19 protein-coding genes are annotated in these 19,702 nt (G+C 63.0%); 8 read left to right on the forward strand and 11 right to left on the reverse strand.

The genetic code is table 11. The features are described from left to right. Nucleotides 1–93: 93 nt before the first annotated feature. Nucleotides 94–2,682, forward strand: a complete 2,589-nt coding sequence (locus HX873_RS21325) for a hypothetical protein (protein ID WP_177123171.1) — start codon at nt 94–96, stop codon at nt 2,680–2,682. A 61-nt stretch (nt 2,683–2,743) separates the two neighbouring features. Here HX873_RS21325 and dsbG read toward each other — a convergent pair whose 3' ends face one another. The 3 genes from dsbG to dsbD are packed head-to-tail and all read right to left on the reverse strand — an operon-like array spanning nt 2,744 to nt 6,080. Next, nucleotides 2,744–3,505: a thiol:disulfide interchange protein DsbG gene (dsbG, locus tag HX873_RS21330; protein WP_003209017.1), complete on the reverse strand. Its 762-nt coding sequence runs from the start codon at nt 3,503–3,505 to the stop codon at nt 2,744–2,746. Beyond that, nucleotides 3,481–4,350, reverse strand: a complete 870-nt coding sequence (locus HX873_RS21335; protein ID WP_177123172.1) for a TlpA disulfide reductase family protein — start codon at nt 4,348–4,350, stop codon at nt 3,481–3,483. Before HX873_RS21335 ends, dsbG begins: the two co-directional genes overlap by 25 nt. Beyond that, entirely contained in the window at nt 4,350–6,080 is a 1,731-nt protein-coding gene (gene dsbD, locus HX873_RS21340) for a protein-disulfide reductase DsbD (protein ID WP_177123173.1), read from the reverse strand. The genes HX873_RS21335 and dsbD overlap by 1 nt, the downstream gene beginning before the upstream one ends. Before the next feature lie 175 nt (nt 6,081–6,255). On the opposite strand from dsbD, the gene HX873_RS21345 reads away from it, so the two are divergent. The 5 genes from HX873_RS21345 (at nt 6,256) to HX873_RS21365 (ending at nt 11,008) form a co-directional block, all read left to right on the forward strand. Beyond that, nucleotides 6,256–6,936, forward strand: a complete 681-nt coding sequence (locus HX873_RS21345; RefSeq protein ID WP_003209011.1) for a response regulator — start codon at nt 6,256–6,258, stop codon at nt 6,934–6,936. After that, nucleotides 6,936–8,255 (forward strand): ATP-binding protein, encoded by a 1,320-nt coding sequence (locus HX873_RS21350; protein ID WP_008431673.1) that lies wholly within the window; start codon nt 6,936–6,938, stop codon nt 8,253–8,255. The genes HX873_RS21345 and HX873_RS21350 overlap by 1 nt, the downstream gene beginning before the upstream one ends. A 123-nt stretch (nt 8,256–8,378) precedes the next feature. Continuing rightward, nucleotides 8,379–9,152 (forward strand): N-acetylmuramoyl-L-alanine amidase, encoded by a 774-nt coding sequence (locus HX873_RS21355; protein ID WP_003209007.1) that lies wholly within the window; start codon nt 8,379–8,381, stop codon nt 9,150–9,152. Between the two features lie 150 nt (nt 9,153–9,302). After that, complete coding sequence (locus HX873_RS21360; protein WP_177123174.1) at nt 9,303–10,703, forward strand: aspartate aminotransferase family protein; 1,401 nt, start codon at nt 9,303–9,305, stop codon at nt 10,701–10,703. Nucleotides 10,704–10,783: 80 nt separating this feature from the next. Beyond that, nucleotides 10,784–11,008 (forward strand): MbtH family protein, encoded by a 225-nt coding sequence (locus tag HX873_RS21365; protein ID WP_003209001.1) that lies wholly within the window; start codon nt 10,784–10,786, stop codon nt 11,006–11,008. A 149-nt stretch (nt 11,009–11,157) separates the two neighbouring features. Here the strand turns inward: HX873_RS21365 and HX873_RS21370 are convergent, their stop codons facing one another. From HX873_RS21370 to HX873_RS21405, 8 genes are read right to left on the reverse strand one after another with little or no spacing between them, the layout of a single operon-like run. Next, nucleotides 11,158–12,105: a metal ABC transporter solute-binding protein, Zn/Mn family gene (locus tag HX873_RS21370; RefSeq protein WP_003208999.1), complete on the reverse strand. Its 948-nt coding sequence runs from the start codon at nt 12,103–12,105 to the stop codon at nt 11,158–11,160. Continuing rightward, the gene (locus tag HX873_RS21375; RefSeq protein WP_003208998.1) at nt 12,105–13,004 is read right to left on the reverse strand and encodes a metal ABC transporter permease; all 900 of its coding nucleotides are present in this window, start codon (nt 13,002–13,004) and stop codon (nt 12,105–12,107) included. Before HX873_RS21375 ends, HX873_RS21370 begins: the two co-directional genes overlap by 1 nt. Continuing rightward, on the reverse strand, nt 13,001–13,747 hold the full coding sequence (locus tag HX873_RS21380; protein WP_177008988.1) for a metal ABC transporter ATP-binding protein: 747 nt from the start codon (nt 13,745–13,747) through the stop codon (nt 13,001–13,003). The genes HX873_RS21375 and HX873_RS21380 overlap by 4 nt, the downstream gene beginning before the upstream one ends. After that, nucleotides 13,744–14,664 carry a metal ABC transporter substrate-binding protein gene (locus HX873_RS21385; RefSeq protein WP_177123175.1) on the reverse strand — a complete coding sequence of 307 codons (921 nt, stop codon included), beginning with the start codon at nt 14,662–14,664 and terminating at the stop codon, nt 13,744–13,746. The genes HX873_RS21380 and HX873_RS21385 overlap by 4 nt, the downstream gene beginning before the upstream one ends. Nucleotides 14,665–14,690: 26 nt before the next feature. After that, on the reverse strand, nt 14,691–15,251 hold the full coding sequence (locus HX873_RS21390) for a DUF6162 family protein (RefSeq protein ID WP_102605703.1): 561 nt from the start codon (nt 15,249–15,251) through the stop codon (nt 14,691–14,693). Further along, complete coding sequence (locus tag HX873_RS21395; RefSeq protein WP_003208992.1) at nt 15,248–15,577, reverse strand: hypothetical protein; 330 nt, start codon at nt 15,575–15,577, stop codon at nt 15,248–15,250. Before HX873_RS21395 ends, HX873_RS21390 begins: the two co-directional genes overlap by 4 nt. Next, a complete protein-coding gene (locus tag HX873_RS21400) occupies nt 15,574–16,113 on the reverse strand; it encodes a hypothetical protein (protein ID WP_008431660.1) in 540 nt (179 codons plus the stop codon). The genes HX873_RS21395 and HX873_RS21400 overlap by 4 nt, the downstream gene beginning before the upstream one ends. Next, the gene (locus HX873_RS21405) at nt 16,110–17,312 is read right to left on the reverse strand and encodes a PepSY domain-containing protein (RefSeq protein WP_008431658.1); all 1,203 of its coding nucleotides are present in this window, start codon (nt 17,310–17,312) and stop codon (nt 16,110–16,112) included. The genes HX873_RS21400 and HX873_RS21405 overlap by 4 nt, the downstream gene beginning before the upstream one ends. 251 nt (nt 17,313–17,563) lie before the next feature. Here HX873_RS21405 and leuC point away from each other — a divergent pair, with 251 nt between their 5' ends. Both leuC and leuD read left to right on the forward strand, forming a co-directional pair. Beyond that, nucleotides 17,564–18,985: a 3-isopropylmalate dehydratase large subunit gene (gene leuC, locus HX873_RS21410; protein ID WP_003208986.1), complete on the forward strand. Its 1,422-nt coding sequence runs from the start codon at nt 17,564–17,566 to the stop codon at nt 18,983–18,985. Next, the gene (leuD, locus tag HX873_RS21415; RefSeq protein ID WP_003208984.1) at nt 18,982–19,596 is read left to right on the forward strand and encodes a 3-isopropylmalate dehydratase small subunit; all 615 of its coding nucleotides are present in this window, start codon (nt 18,982–18,984) and stop codon (nt 19,594–19,596) included. Before leuC ends, leuD begins: the two co-directional genes overlap by 4 nt. Nucleotides 19,597–19,702: the final 106 nt, after the last annotated feature.

Consider the following 19,702-nt stretch of genomic DNA (forward strand, 5'->3'; position numbering starts at 1 on the left):
TTAAGGTTCGAACTGTGAATTCTGACAGTAGGCAAGGGGGGCATTTCGGCGTGTGATGGGCAACACCATCACTCGTTGAAATGGAGTTCTATCATGCCCAAGTCATCACCGTTGACCCTTGACCTGCCCAAGCCACAGTTGGTCGAAGCCGAGGGAGAGCCCCGGGTTGACCCGCTCCAGTTGCTGGAGGGGGCTACTGTCCGGGTGTTTTACGAAGGGATGCTCAGCACCGACAGTATTGCGTTGCGCTGGGAGTCGACACCGGGGGAATACGCGCCGATTGCCTCCCAGGATGGCGTCGAAGCGGGCTCGGTCGAGTTCCACGTACCCCCGTATTACGTAGGGCTGCGCATTGATAACTTCGCGCTGTTTTCCTATGTCGTTACCCGCGATGGCGAGGAACATCCTTCCCCCGTTGCCGACGTGTTCATCAAGTTGCCGTCCAATTTGCCGCAACTGCAGATCTTTCAAGCCTCAGGCGGTGTTCTGGACCTGTCCTTGTTGTGCGGTGAAGACCCGGTTCTGCATGTCGACGCCTGGCCGTTCATCGACCCGGTTCAAGTGGCTCAGGTCTATATCGGGGGGATTTACCCTGATGGGTCCAAGGCCAGTCTCTACCCTTATGAAGATGCACCGGTAACAGAGGAGGACGTGCGCCACGGCTGGACCCGAAAGTTGTCCCGTGCCGAGCTGGCCACGCTCGAGCATGACAGTGAGCTTTATATTGCGTTCTACGTTGAGTTTTTGCCGCGTGCGGGTTCCAGGCCGGTGTATCGGCTGATTTCTGGTTTGGTGTTGACGTTGCTCATCGAGCCTCATTTGGATCTCGTAGCGCCCACAGTGGTGGAAGCCACGCAAATCACACCTGAAAATCTTGTATTGAATCCGGTCAATACCCGGGACGGTGCGACCATCCGGGTCAGCTATGAGCATATGTGCCCTTGCGACTGGGTTTGCGCCTTCTGGGAAGGGACTGCCGGGGCAGGCACTCCGGTACTCGAGTGCAAGCAGGCCGACAATCGGGACGTTGTTGATTTTAATGTGCCGGCGTCAGCCATCAGCGCCAATTTCAATAAGCAGGTGTCGGTCCGCTACACCGTCCGACGGGAAGGGCAAACCTGGTCGGCGCTGCCGCGACCGGTAAAAATCCTGAATATCTCCGGCCTGCCCAAGCCGCAGGTGGAACAGGCCACGGGCAGTACGCTGGACCTCAATACGTTCCAGGGGGACGCGCAACTGACGGTGGCGGCCTATGCCTACGGCGCCTTGGGGCAGCCCTGCTGGATGTGGGTAACCGGTGAGCGGGAAGATGGCGCGCCTTATCGCTTCGATGTGCTGGACGGCGAGCCGCTCTCCGAGCAATGGCTGCAGGAGGGCGTCAGTACGCTGCTGTCCCGCCGCGATCTGCAAAAGCTGGCCGATTGCAGCCGCTTTGACGTGCATTTTGCGGTGAACTTCGATGGCCGGTCCGACAGGGCCAGCGCCGAGCCGTTTCCTGTGCTGCACCTGGATATTCATCAGGAAGACCTGGTCCTGAAACCCTTGACCATTCGGGAGGCCGTGGGCTCGCAGTTGACGGTATGGAATGGCCGTGATGGCGTGACGGCACGGGTGGAATATGACCACATCAGTGCTCATGACGAGATCAGCGTGTGTTGGACACAATCGGACGGTAGTTGCCTGCCGTTGCCACCCAAGCCGGGTAACACTGATCCGAAGTACGTTGACTTCACCATTCCCCGCGAGGCTGTAATCGCTGGAAGCGGCAAAACAGTGCCCGTCAGTTACAGCGTCGCGAGCGCATGCAAGCACGTCACGTCAGCTGACCTGGAGCTACAGATCAGTGTCCCGCAGCGCTTGCCTGCGCCAGAGGTACCGCAGGCCACTCAATTGCCCGGTGGCCAGGGGACACTGGACTTGCGCACCTTTACCGGGGATGCCGAGATTACGCTGCAAGCCTGGTGGTTCATCCTGGCGGGGCAAAAGGGCTGGCTGGAATGTACGGGAACCTTGCTCGACGGGTCGTCCCATACCCTCAAGCTGCTGGTCAATGAGCCGATCACGCAAGAGCAGGCAAACCATGGGTTGTCGCACGTTCTGCCTCGTGAGGAACTGGAAAAGTTTCGCCACAGGTCCGTATTGAACATCGTGTTCAAGGTTACGGCGGACGGCAGCTCCCATGTGAGCGAAGCAATTGTGTTCCCTGTGCTGATGCTGCTGTTGCGCAAGCAGTACAGAGACCTGACGGATTTCAACGATCAGACCTTGGGTTTATGGACCGTAGGGTCAGGCGCACCCGATGCCAGGGATATCAGCATTGAATATATGGGGACGGGACCTGACGGCAAGCCCGATTACGCAGTCAGGAATTTCACATTTACCAATAACAGTTTCGGCCCGATCCTGCAGCGGCGCTTCTTGGATTTGGAGAGCGGTTTTACTTACCGGTTTTCCGTACGGGTTCGACGGTACAGCGTTGCGTTCGCGACGCCCAAGTTATCGTTGCGCAAAGACTCCATTCAACAAACACCGGTGGAAGAGTTGGTTGACCTGAACTGGCACACACTGAGCTTCACCTTTACGCCAACCATCGCTCCCGTGCTGCTGGAAATCTATAGCCATGAAGGCGCTACGAGCGGCAACGATTGGTACATGGATGATTTCCTGGTCGAGGGGATTTAATCCGCGCTGAAAAGACAATGCCCGCTTCGATGCGGGCATTGTCTTTTCAGGCTAGGGCTGATTATTTCGGACCGAGAATCTTCACCAGCTTATCCGGCGACGGCGCTCCTTGCTGTTGCTGCAACCCACCCTTGTCATCCAGATAGAAAATTGCCGGCGTGGCCGACAACTCCAGTTCGTCCATCAGCTTCATATTCGAATCAAGCTTGGCCTGGATATCCGCCGGGATCTTCTCCAGCGCCTGCAACTTGCTGCCTTTACCGGCCGACTCATGGGCTTCCAAGGCCTGTTGCGGGTCCTTGGCGGCAAACAGCGCGGCCGACTTGCCCGGGCTGTCTTCACGGATAATCCCCACCATGATGTGCCGCAACTGCACCTTGCCCGACTTCACCCAAGGCCGCGCCTGCTCCCAGAACATATTGCAGTACGGGCAGTTCGGGTCGCTGAACAGGTACACGATGCGCGGCGCGTCCTTGTTGCCGTCCTGGATCCAGTTGCTGTGTTCCATCTTGGCCCAGACTTCCTTGGCCATCGGCGCATACACCAGTTTCTCCAGCGGCGCGGTGCTCAGGTCATTGCCATCGGCGTCGTACAGGTTGCCGGCAATCACGCTTTTGCCATCGGCAGTCAGGTACAGCGCCATGCCACGGTTCTGGTATTGCGCCGCGTAACCTGTGAGGCCGCTGGGCGCATCGAACTTGCCGATGATCTTGGCCCCCTTGGCCTCGATGTTCTTGATCGGCGCCGGCCAGTCTTCGGCGTGGACCAGGCTGGCGGCCAGGGTCAGGGGCAGGAGTGTCAGCAGGTGGCGGAGGCGGAGCATGGCGAATTCCTTGTGGTGGCCGGCAAGGCCGGTTTGGCGGGGATCGGCTCGAAGCGTTCCATGGCGCGGGCCAGGCTGGCCTGGGACAACTCGCCCAGGTGGCTGTTGATCAGGCGGCCGTCCGGTTGGTAGAACAGGGTCGTCGGCAAGGCCATGGAGCCGACGGCCTGGCCGAGGCGGCCGCTGGCGTCGAACAGCACGTTGTCCAGGTTCAGGCCCTGGGTCGCCAGGTAGGTGGCGACGCTTTGCATGCTTTCGGCCTGGTTGACGAACAGGAAGGTCACGTCCGGGCGCTGGCGCTGGGCACTTTCCAGTACCGGCATTTCGCGTCGGCACGGCGGGCACCAGGTGGCCCACAGGTTGATCACCAGCGGGCCGCCCTTGTAGTCGGCCAGTTGCACGGTTTCGCCATTGGCGTTGCGCAGGGCAATGTCCGGCAGGTGCGTGCCTTTTTCGTAGAGGGTCAGGGACAGGCTGGTCAAGGCCCAGAACGCCAGGCCGGTGATCACACCGGCGCTCAGTGGCTTGCGCAGCAGCGGGCGGCGCCAGCCGTAGATCAGCGCGCCGATGATCAGCACGATCACGCCGGGCCAGGCGAGAAAACCGCCGTCGCGCAGGTCGACGATTTGCAGCGGGTCATTCTGGTAGTACGACCAGTACATCAATACGAAGCTGGCGCGTGCGGCGAGCATGCCCAGCAGAAACAGGGTGAACAGCACCGACTCGGGGTTCTCGCCGCCGCGCTTGGCCACCCGCCAGCCCACCAGGGTGGCGAGGATCAACGCCGTGATCAGCAGCAAGTGATTCAGGGCGATGGCGAAGGTGCCGATGGTCAGTGTCAGCATCAGAGGGCTTCCCGGGCTTGGGTCCAGCGTTGCAGGAAGGCGGCGGCGTCGACTTCGCCGGTGATGCGCTGGGCGCGGCGCTCTTCACCATCAGGGGCGATCCAGACGAAGCTCGGCGGGCCCGGGACTTTGTAGCGGCCCAGCAGCTCGCGGCTGGCGGCGTTGTCGGCGGTGACGTCGAGGCGCAGCAGGCGCACATCCTTGAGGGCGTCCAGTACCTCGGGTTTGCCGAACACCTGTTTTTCCATGATCTTGCACGACACGCACCAGTCGGCGTAGTAGTCCACCAGCACCCATTGGCCCTGGGCCTTGGCACTGTCGAGCTGGCTTTGCAGCACGGCCGGGTCGTTGATGGTCATGAAGGCTTCGTGGGCGGTGGGAGCACCGGCTGCCCGCGAGCCGCTGTAGACCTTCAGCGGTTGCCACAGGTCGTCGCTGCCGCCGGCCGCGCCGATCACCAATACGCTGCCCCAGAGGCCCAGCACCAGCGAACCGGCACCGAACAGCATGGCGGTACGCCCGAAATCGCGGGCCAGGCGCCAGCCGCAGTAGGCCATGACCAGCGCCAGCACACCCCACAAGCCGAGCCACAGGGTTTCACCGACCACCGGGCGAATCATCAGCACGGCGGTGGCGAGGAACAGGAAGCCGAAGATGCCCTTGAGGATATTCATCCAGGTGCCAGGCTTGGGCAGGAAGCGGTTGCCCACGGTCACCAGCAGCAACAGCGGCACACCGATGCCGATGCCCATGGCAAACAGGATCAAACCGCCGTGCAAGGCGTTGCCGCTTTGGGCGATGTACAGCAGCGCGCCGGCCAGGGGCGCGGTCATGCACGGGCCCACCAGCAAGCCGGACAGGGCGCCGAGCACGCCGGCGCCTACCAGGCTGCCGCCGCTTTGGTTGCGGCTGACGTTGTCCAGGCGATCGCGCAGGAAGGCCGGCAGTTGCAGTTCAAAGAAGCCGAACATCGGCAGGGCGAGAATCACAAACAACGCAGCGAAGCTGCCGAGGATCCACGGGGTTTGCAGCAGGGCGGCGAGGTTGCCGCCGAGCAGCGCAGCCAATACACCGAGCGCGGCATACACCAGCGCCATGCACACCACGTAGCTGGTGGCCAGGGCAAAGCCGCGCCGTGGGCTGGCGCCGCTGCCGACCACAAGGCCGGCGAGGATCGGCAACATCGGCAGGGAACACGGGGCGAAGGCCAGCAGCAGGCCCAGGCCGAAGAACACCAGCAGGCTCCAGCCCAGGCTGCGTTGTTGCAGGCCGCTGGCCAGGCTTTGGTCCTGGGCCTGGCCGGTGGCGGCGACGGCAGGGTTGCCGCCCAGGTCCACGGTGATCGATTGCGGCGGGTAGCACAGGCCGGCATCGGCGCAGCCTTGCCAGCCGAGTTTGACCTGGCCGGTGGCGCCGGCGGGAATCTTCACTTCCAGGCCCTGGCGATAGACTTGCTGCTCGCCGAAGAACTCGTCGCTGTGGGCTTCGCCCTGGGGCAACGTCGGCTTTTCGGCCAGGCCATCGAATTTCATGCGCTGCTGGTACAGGTAGTAACCGTCGGCAATCTGCCAATACAACTGGGTTTCGCCGGAGGCCAGACGCTCGGAGGTAAAGGTGAAGGCTTTGCCTACCGGGAGGAAGTCGGGTTTGGTCTCGAATGGATTGTTGCCAGGCGCGGCCTGGGCGAATCCAGCAAACACTACCAGCAGAAAGATAAACAGATGCCGCATGATCAAGCCTTAGTTCGAAGCAAGTGGGACACACAATGTGTGGCGTTGATTAACCGATGATTAACCGGGCTATCCTAGAAAGAAGCGATTATCCGGGATTCTTGGCGTTGGCGGCATAATGCACGCTTAATCCACTGCCTTTTTAATCACCCTCACATTTTGCAAAGGGTTCACCATGCACGTACTGGTCTGTGAAGACGACGAGCTGATCGCCAGCGGCATTGTTGCCGGGCTCAGCGCCCAGGGCCTGACGGTCGAGCGCGTCGGCACGGCTGCGGCTGCCCGGGCGATGCTCAAGGTGGCGGAATTCGACGTGATGGTACTCGACCTCGGCCTGCCGGATGAAGACGGCTTGAAGCTGTTGCAGCAACTGCGCAGCCAGGGCCTGGAGATTCCAGTGCTGATCCTGACCGCACGGGATTCGGTGACCAACCGCGTCGACGGCCTGCAGGCCGGTGCCGACGACTACCTGCTCAAACCCTTCGACCTGCGCGAACTCGCCGCACGCCTGCACACCCTGTTGCGCCGGGTGGCTGGGCGCAGCGTCAACCTGATCGAGCACGGGCGCCTGACCTACAACCCCAGCAGCCGCGAAACGTTGCTGGGCGGTGAGTCGGTGGACCTGTCCCGCCGCGAGCAGGCGCTGTTGCAGGCCCTGTTGCAGAACCGCGGCCGGGTGCTCTCCAGCGAGCAGCTCAAGGACAGCGTCTACGGCCTGAACGACGAACTGGAAAGCAACGCCCTCAACGTGCACATCCACCACCTGCGGCGCAAACTCGGCAACGGCATCGTCGAAACCGTGCGCGGCCTGGGCTATCGCCTGGGCCCGGCTGACGGTGGAGAGGACGCTTCGTGATGAGCCTGCGCCTGCGGCTGACCTTCAAGCTCGGCGCAGCTTTCGTGCTGATCTGGGTCCTGGCCGCCGCGTGGATGCTCAACGACCTGCGCAACCAGATGATGTTTTCCCTCGACCAGCGCCTGGTGGCGTCGGCGCGCATGGTGGCGGGGCTGATGGAGCAGATGCCCGGCCTCTCCAGCACGGGGGAGGGCGCGCACTTCAGCGCCGAACAATTGAATGTGCCAGGCGGTATGGCGTGCCAGGTCAGTTCCTTGCGCGGCGTGGTTTTGGCCCGCAGCCACACCACGCCGGACCAGGGCCTGGAGTCGCGCAAGAGCGGCTTTCGCGACCAGATGATTGATGGCGTGGGCTGGCGCAGCTTTACCCTGTCCCGTGGCGATTTGTTTATCACCACCGCCGACCGGCAGGTGGAGCGTGAAGCGTTGAACCTGTCGATCCTGCTGGCCGCCTCGGTGCCGGTGGGCGTGGCATTGTTGGGCTGCCTGTGCCTGTTGTGGCTGGGGATCGGCCAGAGCCTGTTGCCGCTCAACCGCATGCGTGACGCCTTGATGCGCCGCAGTGCCGACTCCCTCGAACCGTTGCAGATCAGCCCGCTGCCCAGCGAACTCAAGCCACTGCTCGACACCCAGAACCAGTTGCTGCAGCGCATCGCCAAGACTATCGAGCGCGAACGCCGCTTGACCGGTGACGCGGCCCACGAATTGCGCAGCCCGTTGACCGCGATCAAGACCCACCTGCAAGTGGCGCGCATGACCGAAGGCGCCGCCCGTGACCAGTCCCTGGCCCACGCTGAAGAGGGCGCCGACCGCTTGCACCGCACCCTTGAGCAGTTGCTGCTGCTGGCGCGGGTCGAAGGCAGCCTGTCGTTTGATGACGGCCTGCAATCGAGTGCCGAGCAAGTTGCGCAACTGGCGATCCAGGATGCCAACGGCGGCGACAATCAGCGTATTGACCTGATCCTGGCAGACGGTTTGTCCGAAAAACCTTTGGAAATGCCGGTGGGCCTGGCCGTCGCGGCCCTTCGCAACCTGCTGGACAACGCGTTGCGCCACACCCCGGCCGATACCCGGGTGGAGCTGAGTGTGTCCAGCGCTGGCGACAATGTGGTGTTCCGGGTGCGTGACCATGGCGCGCCGATTTCCAGCGAAGACTTGCAACACTTGACCCAGCGCTTCTGGCGCAACGGCAACAGCCCGGGTTGCGGCCTGGGGTTGGCGATCGTCCAGGCCATCGTGCAGCGCTGCTCGTGCTCCCTGAAATTCGACAGCCAGGCCGATGGCATGCGCGTCGACCTGGGCATGCCGTTGCGGCGCTGAAACCTTCTTTTCACAGCACACATAGCTACCGCCATCCTCAAGCGCAACGCTTCAGGATGGCGGTAATTTTTTTGTGTTTGAACCGGCTGAATGACTCGGCCTGTGTTGAAAAGGACAGCCCCTATGTTGGTTATCGATTCCACGTATCCCGCAAACGACTTCAATGAGCGCAATGGCCAGGCCGTGCGCCAGGTGATTGTGCATTACACCGCCGCGCCCTTTGCCTCGTCATTGCGTGCACTGACCCGCGACGGTTTCAGTGCCCACTACCTGTTGGCCGACCCCCATGACGCCAGCTACCGCGCCGCCGGCTATGACGAGTTGCGGGTATTTCGCCTGGTGGACGAAGCGCAACGCGCCTGGCACGCCGGCACCAGCCACTGGGCCGGGCGCGATAACCTCAACAGCCGCTCCATCGGCATTGAAATCGTCAACCAGGCCCGGGATGACGCCGGTGTGTTGACCTTCCCGGCCTATGGCGCAGAGCAGATTGACGTGTTGATCGCTTTGATTCGTGACATTCAGGTGCGTTACCCGGCGATCGGTCCTACCGACATCCTCGGGCATTCCGACATTGCCTATTGGCGCAAGAGCGACCCCGGCCCCCGCTTGCCATGGCGCTGCCTGTTCGAGGCGGGCGTGGGAGCCTGGTATGAAGAGGTGGCCAAGATGGCCTATCAACGTCGGTTCGACATCGGCCTGCCGCCAGAGGTTGAGGTGGAGCGGGCGTTCCAGCGCTACGGTTATGCCCCGGCGAAAAATCGCCTGGGTTTCCAGCAACGTGTCCGTGCGTTCCAGATGCATTTTCGGCCCTCTGACTACAGCGGGCGGCTGGATGCGCAGACCTGCGCGATCCTGTATGCGTTGAATGAAAAATACACCGGGGTGGCCGGGTAAATCCGCTAAAGCTGTTTTTAACGACCACAGGTGTAAATCCTCCCTTCGCTGATGCGTTTCCAGAACAGGAAATCCGTGCGCGGCCCTTGGGCCTGGCGCCAACGGGTGGGCAGTTTGGTCACCATCATCAGCGTATTGAGGGATCGAGAGATGTCAGTCGCTACCAGCCGTATCGAAGAGACCCAGGCGGTCCCTGCGGAAACGCTTTACCAGTTCGATGAAACCCCGCTGCTGGCCCGCCAGCGCCAGCAGGAATCCAATGCCCGCAGCTACCCACGGCGCATTCCCCTGGCGCTCAAGCGCGCCCGCGGGATCTATGTCGAGGACGTCGAAGGCCGCAGCTTTATCGATTGCCTGGCCGGGGCCGGCACCCTGGCGCTGGGGCACAACCACCCGGTGGTGATCGATGCCATTCGCCAGGTGCTGAGCGATGAATTGCCGTTGCACACCCTGGACCTGACCACGCCGGTCAAGGACCAATTCGTGCAGGACCTGTTCGGCCTGCTGCCGCCGGCGCTGGCGCAGGAAGCCAGGATCCAGTTCTGCGGCCCCACCGGCACCGATGCGGTGGAGGCCGCGCTGAAACTGGTGCGCACCGCCACCGGGCGGAGCACGGTGTTGTCATTCCAGGGCGGTTATCACGGCATGAGCCAAGGCGCCCTGAGCCTGATGGGCAGCCTGGGGCCGAAGAAGCCACTGGGCGCCTTGCTCGGCAATGGCGTGCAATTCCTGCCATTCCCGTACGACTACCGTTGCCCGTTCGGGCTGGGCGGCGCGGAAGGGGTCAAGGTCAACCTGCATTATCTGGAAAACCTGCTCAACGATCCCGAGGCCGGTGTATTGCTGCCGGCGGCGGTGATCGTCGAGGTGGTGCAAGGCGAGGGCGGTGTGATCCCGGCTGATCTCGACTGGCTGCGCGGCCTGCGGCGCATTACCGAGCAGGCTGGTGTGGCGCTGATCGTTGACGAAATCCAGAGCGGCTTTGGTCGCACCGGCAAGATGTTTGCCTTCGAACATGCCGGCATTGTCCCGGACGTGGTCGTGCTGTCCAAAGCCATCGGCGGCAGCCTGCCACTGGCGGTGGTGGTGTATCGCGACTGGCTCGACACCTGGTTGCCGGGCGCCCATGCCGGGACCTTCCGTGGCAATCAGATGGCCATGGCGGCCGGCTCGGCGGTGATGCGTTACCTCAAGGACCACGACATTCCCGCCCACGCGGCCGCCATGGGCGAGCGCCTCGGCGAACACCTGCGCATCCTGCAGCGCGACTTCCCGCAGTTGGGAGACATTCGTGGCCGTGGGCTGATGCTCGGTGTGGAACTGGTGGACCCCGCCGGTGCGCCTGATGCCCAGGGCCACCCGCCGGTGCATCGCCAACTGGCGCCGCTGGTGCAGCGTGAATGCCTCAAGCGCGGGTTGATTCTCGAACTGGGCGGGCGACACGGCAGCGTCGTGCGTTTCCTGCCGCCGCTGGTGATTACTGCCGCAGAAATCGACCGTGTGGCCGAGATTTTTGGTCGCGCCCTGGCGGCGTCAGTCACCAGCCTCTAATTTTTTATCGGGCTGGCACGTTCCTTCTTACATCAGCTGTGCGTGGTGCGCAGCCAGCCTTACACCGACGGAGAACAGCAATGACCTCAGTATTCGACCGCGAAGACATCCTGTTTCAGGTAGTGGTCAACCATGAAGAACAATATTCCATCTGGCCCGACTACAAGGCCGTGCCGGAAGGCTGGCGCACCGTGGGCAAGAGCGGGATGAAGAAGGAGTGCCTGGCCTACATCGAAGAAGTGTGGACCGACATGCGTCCGCTGAGCCTGCGCCAGAAGATGGATAGCCAGGCACTTGCCGGCTGACCCGGACCTCGGGCATAACACCGACTCAAATGTGGGAGCGGGCTTGCTCGCGAAGGCGTTGTTTCAGTCACCGTATGTGTTGACTGTCACACCGCATTCGCGAGCAAGCCCGCTCCCACATTTACTGTGTTTCGCCGGTGAGAGGCGCGTTACAGCGCCTTGATCACCTGATCCACATTGCCTTCCAGTTCCGCCACCGGGTCGGCGCCATCGGTGCCCAGCACCAGCAACTTCGCCCCGCCCGCCGTGACCGCCGCCTGCACTGCATCGCTTGGCTTGCGGTGATGCAGCACCACGGCCACCTCATTCTCCTTCAAGCCTTCGCTCAGTTGCTGCAACGCCTCGGGTGTCCACTCGGTATCCGCCCTTGCATCGGTGCTGACCAGCTCCAGGTTCAAGCCACTGACGAGATAACCAAAGTGATCGCTCAAGCTGGCCACCGTCAGGTTATCGGCCTTGGCCAGTCGCGCTTCGCTGTCGGCGGTGAGCTTGAGCAGGCGTTGCTTGAGCGCGGCCAGGTTGGCTTCGATCTGCGGCTTGGCCTCGGGCGCCAGGCGGCTCAGGTCGGCGGCCATCACATCGGCCATGCGCCCCATGTTGTTGCTGGCTTGCCACGGCTGGCTGTTCAGGCCGTCGGTGGCGCCCGGCTGCACGGCAATCCCCGGCAAGCCGCCGTCCACCGGGCGCGCGGCGTCGACTTCGACGATGCGGATATTGCTGCGCCGGGCCACCGGGTACAGCGGGTCGTCGGGCCACAGCGAGCGCAGGCCGATGGCTGCATCGGCGTCCAGCGCCAGGGTGTTCAGCGCCTGTGCGCCGCGCCCGGTGAAATAGGCGACTTGCCGCGAGCCGGGCAGGTTGGCCGGTGCCGCGCGCTCAAGCTGTACGTCAGTGCCTTTGAGCAACACCTGCGCCAAGCCATAGGTGATCGGCAAGGCGGCGAGGACTTTTACCGGTTTTGTCGCCTTGGCCTGGTTCAAGGCAGCATGGCCAACGCCTTGGTTGGCGGTGATCTGTAGCGGCTTGACGCCGTCGGCGGCGAATGCCGGTGTGGCAATGGCCAGGGCCAGAAGCAGTGGTCGAAACATCGGGCGCATTATCCAAGATTCCCTTTCAGGCTGGGGACCGTGCCGCGGGCGATGGCGGCGAGGGCGAAGGCGATACCGGCTACTAGGATGATCGCGGCACCGGACGGAATCGGCAGGTCGAAGATGATCGGCAGCAGGATCCCGCACAGGGTGCTGACGGTGGCGATCACCACCGAGATCCAGAAGAAGCCCTTGAGCGACTGGCTCAACAGGCGTGCGGCGGCCGCCGGAATCACCAGCAACGCACCCACCAGGATCGCGCCGATGACCTTGACCGCCGCCACGGTGATCAGGGTCACCAGGATCACGAACAGGTAGTCCAGGGTCTTCACCGCCACCCCGCGCACCGCCGCCAACTGCGGGTTGAAGCTGGCGAGCATGATGCGGTTGTACAGCGGCAGGGCCAGGGCCATCACCAATGCGCCGACAATCGCCAGCACCAACAGGTCATTGCCGTTGACGGTCAGCACCGAGCCGAACAGCACGTTTTCGAGAATGTGCACGTTGATCTTGCCCGCCAGAATCAGCAGCAGGCTCGCGCCCAGGGCCAGGGACACCGAGAGGAATACACCGATCAGCGTGTCCGGCGCCAGGCCGGTACGGTTGCGCAGGTAGTTGAGCAGGATCCCGAACAGCAGGCAGTAGCCGAACAGGCTGCCGTAAGGCCCGGTGTAGGGTTCCCCCAGCAGAATGCCCACGGCCACGCCGGTCAGTGCGGCATGGCCCACGGCTTCGGAAAAGAACGCAAAGCGCTTGACCACCACCAGGGTGCCCAAACCGCCCAGCACCGGGCCGATCAGCAGGCCGGCGAGCAGGGCGTTGACTACAAATCCATAGGCCAGCGCTTCCGGCAGATACCCGGAAGACGCCCAGCCCTGGACCATCAGACGAAAGGCTTCATAGCTCATAAGGCCGGGCTCCGTGGGTGGGTGGAGAACAGGGTCAGCAGGCGGTCCGGGGTCAGTGCCTCTTTCGGCGTGGCGTCGAACAGCACACGGCGGTTCAGGCCGGTGACGCGATCGGCCAGGCGGCCGACGGCTTCCAGGTCGTGTTCGATCCACAGCACGGTGATCCCGGCCTGGCGCCAGTCGTTCAGCAGCCGCTCGAACACCTGGATCCCGGCTTCGTCCAGCGCCGACATCGGTTCGTCCAGCACCAGCAAGTGCGGTGCCGGGATCAAGCCCTGGGCCAGCAGCACCCGCTGGCGTTCACCGCCAGACAGGGCACCCATGCGCCGCTTGCGCTTGTCCTGCATGCCGACCCGTTCCAGTGCGTCGCCAATCGCGGCGGCGTAATGTTTGGACAGCCCGAGAAACGCCGGACGCCGCTGGCACATCGCGGCCATGAAATCGTCGACGGTCATCGGCAAGCCCCGGTCGAACTCCAGCGCCTGGGGCACGTAGCCGATGGTGCCGGGTGCATCCGGCCAATGCAGGCTCAACTGACCCTGGTGCGGCGTTTGCCCCAGCAGGGTCTTGATCAGCGAGCTTTTGCCGCCGCCGTTGGGGCCCACCAGCGCATGGATGCTGCCGGGTTGCACCTGGAAACTCACTGCATCGAGGATCACCGTACGGCCCAGGGTCAGCGCGACGTTATCGAAGTCGAGGGTCGGGCCAACGCTGGCCACACTCAGGTGTTCAGCCGCCGTCATGCCCCGGACTCCTGAATCGCCCGCGCCACGGTGTTGAGGTTGCCGGTCATTTCCACTTCGTATTTTTCCGCGCTGTAGTCGCCATAGGAAATATGCGACAGCGGGTACAGCTTCACCCCGGATTCACGCTGGATGGTGTCGACGTAGCTGGACGGGAAATCCATCTCCGAGAAGATCACTTTCACGTCCAGTTCCCGCAGTTGGTCGATGGTTTTCTTCAACTGGCTGGGGCTCGGCTCGATGCCGTGGGCCGGTTCCACCACGGCGGTGACTTCCAGGCCGAATTCCCGCAGCAGGTAGTCATATGCCGCGTGCACGGTGGCTACCCGCAGGTCGGGGTTGGGCGCGCTGGTGAGCTTGGCCAGGGCGTCGGCGCGCATCTGGCGCAGGCGCTTGCCGTAGGCGCGGGCGTTCTGGGTGTAGGTCTTGGCGTTGTCCGGGTCGAGTTTGCCCAGTTCCCGGGCAATGTTGTTCACCTGGGCAATCGAGGCGCTGATGGACAGGAAGGTGTGCGGGTTGACCACCTTGCCCGCACCGCGCGCAGCGTTGCCGGTGGCGGCCAGCAGCGGCACGTTGGCGTTGGCCTCGATCACCGGGATGTCCGGGCGCTCGCTGGTGGCGATCATGCGGTCGGCGAAATCGTCATGGCCGACGCCGTTGAGCACGATCACATCAAGGGTGCCGATGCGTTTGATGTCTTCGGCGCGGGGTTCGTAGGCATGGGGATTGAAACCGGCCGGGATCAGCGGGACAACTTCAGCCTTGTCGCCGACGATATTGGCGACGTAGCTGTAATACGGGTGCAGGGTGATGCCGATGCGCAGGCGCTTTGCCGGGTCGGCACTGGCGAACGGGGCCAGCAGCACGGTGATCAGGCCGACCAGCACCAGACGTAATAATGGAGATGAAATAGACATGGTCTTCTCTCGGCTGCAACGTGAATTCAGTGACGATGCTGGCGGGTGACACCGGCATCGAATTGCGCGACTACCTGCTGCCAGCCCGCGCTGATCAGCGCCTGGTCAGTGAGGTCGGTGGGGGCGGTGAGGTGGGCGCTGCGGTTGAGCCAGATATCCGGCTCGGCGCCGCGGATGCGCATCAACAGCGAACCGCTGAGGTCCGGCGTCTGGCTCAGGCCCAGATAGGCCGCGTCCAGCAACTGCCAGCGGTGGTCGCCACGGCTCACCGAACTGGCGTCCTGGGCGAAGGGCGCGAAGCCCTCTTCGGCCAGCTGTTCAGGCGTCGGCAGGGCGCTGTGTTCCTCCTGCAGCAAGTGGATTTCATCCAGGGTCACCCGCAGGTCGGCGTAGATGCCTTGCTCGGCGGCGCTGAGGTCGCGGCGGGCGTCCAGTTGGTGGCTGGGCACGGCGGCGATCTCCTGGCTTTCACCGCGCAAGGCCACCACCGTGCCGGCAACGGCGAGGATGATCAGGCACAACAGCAGGACATACAGGGTTTCGTGCCCGGCACCGGCCGGGCGCACGACTTGGGTTGTACGGCTCATTGGGGCTGGATATCCGCTTGGTCGATTTCCACCACGTGGCCGGGGCCGGCATCAAACAACACGTAGAACTCGGCGGAGGGTTTCTTGAAGGTCAGCTTCGAGTCTTCTCCCAGCTTGCCTGGCACCAGGATGGTCTCGTCGTAGCCGATCACATCCAGGGTCACGCCGGGGGCACCGCTGCCATCGGAGAAACCACCGGTGCACTGGATCTGCTCGCCGGCGATTTCCTTGCATTCGCACATCGGGTTGTGGGCGAGGGCGACGGTACTGAAACCGGCACTGAGGATCAGCGCGCCAACGGTGCGGGCCAGTTGCGGCAAAGTCATGGTTTAACTCCTCGTTTTTTCAGCCAGTCGATGGTGGCCGGCGATGCCTGGCTCAAGGGAATGGAGGCCTGGTGCATGGCGCCGTCCCAGCCTTCCATGGTGATCCACACTTCGGCGTCCAGCGGGGTGCGCTCAGGGATCGGCAACGCGGCGCCCATGCGGTATGGGGTGCCGAAGAAAATCACCCCGGCCGCCCGCAGGCTGCGGGGCTTGCCGATACGCAGGTAGGTCGCCTTGACCTGGTCGATGCACGTGGCACACAGGGCAGCGTTGAAGGATTTCATCGGGCCTGCCGGGTCCGGGCGCGGCGGCTCGTTGCGTAGCTCGGCGAGCTTCAGGCTCCAGGGGCCGACCTGTACTTCGCCGATCTCCCGTTCACCCAGGCCGCTGTCGCCGCGAAACAGTGCCGCGTCGGCAAAGTACTTGGGCATGAAGCCCAGGGGCACCAGCAACAGCAGGATATTGATGTGGAAGCGCCATTTGAGCCAGAAGGCCCGCAGGGGCGAGGGGGGTTGAACCGTCATGGCCTTGTTCATGGGGTGGCCTCCGTGGTCTCAGCCTGCAAGGCCTGGGTTTTCGCCGGTTGACGGGCTGCCTTGGCTTCGCGTTTCAGCGCATTGAGGGTGGCCAGGGCCGTGCGTTTGGTCCAGATCAGCAAGCCGCTCAAGACCATCATGCTCAGCACCAGGCCGAAGAAGGCCCAGATCAGCTTGATCCAGATCCCGCCAAAGTCCCCGGTGTGCAACGGGCGCATGGATTCGGTGACGAACTCCAGGGCCGAACGGTCGGACAGCAGGTGCGAGGCGGCGATTTCGCCGTTGTACGGGTTGATTTCCGCGGTCTGGAACATCAGCGGGTACCAGCCACGCCCGCCGATGCGCAGGTGGCTGTAGGCGTTGCTGGGCAGGCTCACGAAGCTGGCCTCAAGCCCGGGAATGCGCTGGGTGGCGATGTTGATCGCCTCGTCCAGGGGAATCATGGGCGCCGGTACGCCCGGGGCGGACATCGGCACTTTGTCGCGGGCAATCGCCGGGACGATCGGCTCGCTGGAAATGGTGATCTGGTTATCACCCAGGATCGCCTGGATCAGGAACCAGGTGCCTGTGATGGAAATCACCGCGATAAACCAGATCGACCAGATGCCACTCAACCGGTGGAAGTCGCCCCAGAAAATCCGCGCACCGTGACGAATGCGCAGGGTCGGCCTGAAAAAACCTTTCCAGAAACGCTTGTAGACCACGAGGCCGGTGACCAGCGAGGCCAGCAGCGGCAAGCCCAGCAGCGAGACCAGGTACCAGCCCCAGCTGTAGCCATTGGTGAAAGGCACCAGCCACCAGCCATGCAGGGCACGGGTAAATTGCTGGAAGTTGAACGATGGGCTGATGCCCTGGATCACCCCGGTGTATGGGTTGACGTAGACCTCCAGCGAGCGCCCGTCGGGGTAGCTGAGGTCGGCGCTGAGGGCGAAGTGCGATTCGTCCGGGCGGCTCAGGGATTCGACGATCACCTGGGGTTCGGCGCGCTTGATGGCGCCGATCACCTGGTCGTAGGTGAGCGGTTCGGCATCGTCCGACGGCTTGCTGGCGCGGATGTCCGGGTTGGCCAGCCAGACGATCTCCTGGCTGACCACCGCCAGGGTGCCGGTGACGCAGACGATCAGCACAAAGAACCAGATGGGCAATGCCAGCCAGCTGTGCACGAGAAACCAGAGTTTTGAGCGTGACTTCTTCGACATGTGAATGAGGGTCTTGATCGGAGGGAGGCGGTAAAGGCCCGGAAAACGCCACCCGTAGCTTTTGCTGACGCGAGCGGCTGTATCTAAGTTAAGACGGATGAGAAACACAAAACCCTAAGGCGGATATGAAAGTAAATGTTTCAGATACGCATTCATGCAACACGAAACATGTTCCGAGCCATCACCAAGGCGGGATTGATGGGGCGGGGGCGCTGCCTATGATGGGGTCATACCGTTGAGCGAGCCCCATAATGACTTCTGCCAGAACCCTCTACGACAAACACATCGATTCCCACACGGTGTGCCGCCTGGATGACCAGGGCCATGTGCTGCTGTACATCGACCGCCAGGTGATCAATGAATACACCAGCCCGCAAGCTTTCAGCGGCTTGCGCGAGGCGGGCCGTGGTGTGTGGCGGCCCGGTACGGCGCTGGCGGTGGTCGACCATGTGAACCCCACCACGCCCAAGCGCATCGCGACCATGCCGGATGCGGGCGGCGCGCGCCAGGTGTCGTACCTGGCGGAAAATTGCCGGGATTTCGGGATCGAGCTGTTGGATATCCTCGACAAGCGCCAGGGCATCGAACACGTGATCGCCCCGGAACAGGGTTTTATCCTGCCGGGCATGGTGATCGCCGCCGGCGACAGCCACACCACCACCTACGGGGCCTTGGGCGCGTTCGGCTTTGGCATTGGCACTTCGGAAATCGAGCATTTGCTGGCCTCGCAAACCCTGGTCTACAAGCGTTTGAAAAGCCTGCGTGTGACCGTGGACGGCGAACTGGCCCGTGGGCTGACCTCCAAGGACGTGATCATGGCGCTGATCGGCAAGATCGGTGCCTCGGGTGCCACCGGCTACGCCATTGAGTTTTGTGGGTCGACCATCGATGCCTTGAGCGTCGAGGCGCGCATGACCATTTGCAACATGGCGGTGGAAGCCGGCGCACGTGGAGCGTTCATGGCGCCGGATGAAAAAGTCTTCGCCTACCTCAAGGGCAAGCCACGCGCGCCGAAGGGCGAGTTGTGGGAACGCGCCCTGGTGGGCTGGCGCCAACTGCACTCGGATGCCGACGCGGTGTTCGACCTCGAAGTGCAACTGGATGCCAGCGCTCTTGAGCCGATGGTCACCTGGGGCACCAGCCCCGACCAGGCCGCCCCCATCGGCGCCCGCGTGCCGGACCCGCAAGACATCAGCGACCTGATCCTGCGCCAGGACATGCGCCGCGCCTTGAACTACATGGGCCTGGAAGCCGGCATGCCGTTGAGCGACATTGTGATCAGCCACGCGTTTATCGGCTCCTGCACCAACGCCCGTATCGAAGACCTGCGCGACGCCGCCAGCGTGGTGCGCGGCAAGCACGTGGCCGACCATGTGCGGGCGATGATCGTGCCGGGCTCCACCGAAGTGCGTGACCAGGCCGAAGCCGAAGGCCTTGCCGCGATCTTTATCGACGCCGGGTTTGAATGGCGCCAGTCGGGCTGCTCGATGTGCCTGGCGATGAACGACGACGTGCTGGAGCCGGGCGACCGCTGCGCCTCCAGCACCAACCGCAATTTCGAAGGCCGCCAGGGTGCGGGTGCCCGCACGCACCTGATGAGCCCGGCCATGGTCGCCGCTGCGGCCATCACTGGCCGGCTGACAGATATTCGCCACTTTGGAGACCGCACATGAGCTTGCAACCCTTCACTCGGATCACCGGCAAGGCGGCGCCGATGCTGGCGGCCAATATCGACACCGACGTGATCATGCCCAAGCAGTTTCTCAAGGGCATCGACCGCAACGGGCTGGACCGCGGGTTGTTCTTTGATTTGCGCTTTTTGCCCTCGGGGGAGCCTGACCCGCAATTTGTGCTGAACCAGCCGGCCTGGCAGGGCGCGAGCTTTATGGTGGTGGGGCCGAACTTCGGCTGTGGGTCCAGCCGGGAGCATGCGGTGTGGGGCTTGAAGCAGATGGGTATTCGCGCGTTGATCGGCAGCAGCTTTGCGGGGATTTTCTATGACAACTGCCAGCGTAACGGGGTGTTGTTGATCACGCTGGAGGAGGCGGTGTTGCAGCGGTTGGGGCAGATGGTGAGTCAGCCTGAGCAGGCGCAGATCAGTGTGGACCTGGAGGCGCAGGAGATCCTTTTGGCGGACGGGCAGGTGATTGCGTTCCAGATCGATACGTTGCGCAAGACTGCGTTGTTGTTGGGGTTGGATGCTATTGGCACGACGTTGCAGCGCAGTGAGCAGATCAAGGCGTTTGAGCGTGAGCATTTGGCGGCCAATCCCTGGCTCGGGTGATGGGGCTGTAGTTGCAGGTTGGCTGCTGCGCACTGCCTGCGTTCGGCCTCGGGCTGGATGGGGTAGTCAGATCAAAATCAAGAGCCCAGCGGCCTCCCGGCCGGCT

This window comes from Pseudomonas sp. P7758, from assembly GCF_013386485.1.
In the GTDB taxonomy this organism is placed as follows: Bacteria; Pseudomonadota; Gammaproteobacteria; order Pseudomonadales; family Pseudomonadaceae; genus Aquipseudomonas.

What these genes read in the sequence shown, in the direction of transcription:
- HX873_RS21325 (WP_177123171.1), top strand. Translation starts at nt 94, where the DNA reads ATGCCCAAGTCATCACCGTTGACCCTTGACCTGCCCAAGCCACAGTTG.
- dsbG (WP_003209017.1), bottom strand. Translation starts at nt 3,505, where the DNA reads ATGCTCCGCCTCCGCCACCTGCTGACACTCCTGCCCCTGACCCTGGCC.
- HX873_RS21335 (WP_177123172.1), bottom strand. Translation starts at nt 4,350, where the DNA reads ATGCTGACACTGACCATCGGCACCTTCGCCATCGCCCTGAATCACTTG.
- dsbD (WP_177123173.1), bottom strand. Translation starts at nt 6,080, where the DNA reads ATGCGGCATCTGTTTATCTTTCTGCTGGTAGTGTTTGCTGGATTCGCC.
- HX873_RS21345 (WP_003209011.1), top strand. Translation starts at nt 6,256, where the DNA reads ATGCACGTACTGGTCTGTGAAGACGACGAGCTGATCGCCAGCGGCATT.
- HX873_RS21350 (WP_008431673.1), top strand. Translation starts at nt 6,936, where the DNA reads ATGAGCCTGCGCCTGCGGCTGACCTTCAAGCTCGGCGCAGCTTTCGTG.
- HX873_RS21355 (WP_003209007.1), top strand. Translation starts at nt 8,379, where the DNA reads ATGTTGGTTATCGATTCCACGTATCCCGCAAACGACTTCAATGAGCGC.
- HX873_RS21360 (WP_177123174.1), top strand. Translation starts at nt 9,303, where the DNA reads ATGTCAGTCGCTACCAGCCGTATCGAAGAGACCCAGGCGGTCCCTGCG.
- HX873_RS21365 (WP_003209001.1), top strand. Translation starts at nt 10,784, where the DNA reads ATGACCTCAGTATTCGACCGCGAAGACATCCTGTTTCAGGTAGTGGTC.
- HX873_RS21370 (WP_003208999.1), bottom strand. Translation starts at nt 12,105, where the DNA reads ATGCGCCCGATGTTTCGACCACTGCTTCTGGCCCTGGCCATTGCCACA.
- HX873_RS21375 (WP_003208998.1), bottom strand. Translation starts at nt 13,004, where the DNA reads ATGAGCTATGAAGCCTTTCGTCTGATGGTCCAGGGCTGGGCGTCTTCC.
- HX873_RS21380 (WP_177008988.1), bottom strand. Translation starts at nt 13,747, where the DNA reads ATGACGGCGGCTGAACACCTGAGTGTGGCCAGCGTTGGCCCGACCCTC.
- HX873_RS21385 (WP_177123175.1), bottom strand. Translation starts at nt 14,664, where the DNA reads ATGTCTATTTCATCTCCATTATTACGTCTGGTGCTGGTCGGCCTGATC.
- HX873_RS21390 (WP_102605703.1), bottom strand. Translation starts at nt 15,251, where the DNA reads ATGAGCCGTACAACCCAAGTCGTGCGCCCGGCCGGTGCCGGGCACGAA.
- HX873_RS21395 (WP_003208992.1), bottom strand. Translation starts at nt 15,577, where the DNA reads ATGACTTTGCCGCAACTGGCCCGCACCGTTGGCGCGCTGATCCTCAGT.
- HX873_RS21400 (WP_008431660.1), bottom strand. Translation starts at nt 16,113, where the DNA reads ATGAACAAGGCCATGACGGTTCAACCCCCCTCGCCCCTGCGGGCCTTC.
- HX873_RS21405 (WP_008431658.1), bottom strand. Translation starts at nt 17,312, where the DNA reads ATGTCGAAGAAGTCACGCTCAAAACTCTGGTTTCTCGTGCACAGCTGG.
- leuC (WP_003208986.1), top strand. Translation starts at nt 17,564, where the DNA reads ATGACTTCTGCCAGAACCCTCTACGACAAACACATCGATTCCCACACG.
- leuD (WP_003208984.1), top strand. Translation starts at nt 18,982, where the DNA reads ATGAGCTTGCAACCCTTCACTCGGATCACCGGCAAGGCGGCGCCGATG.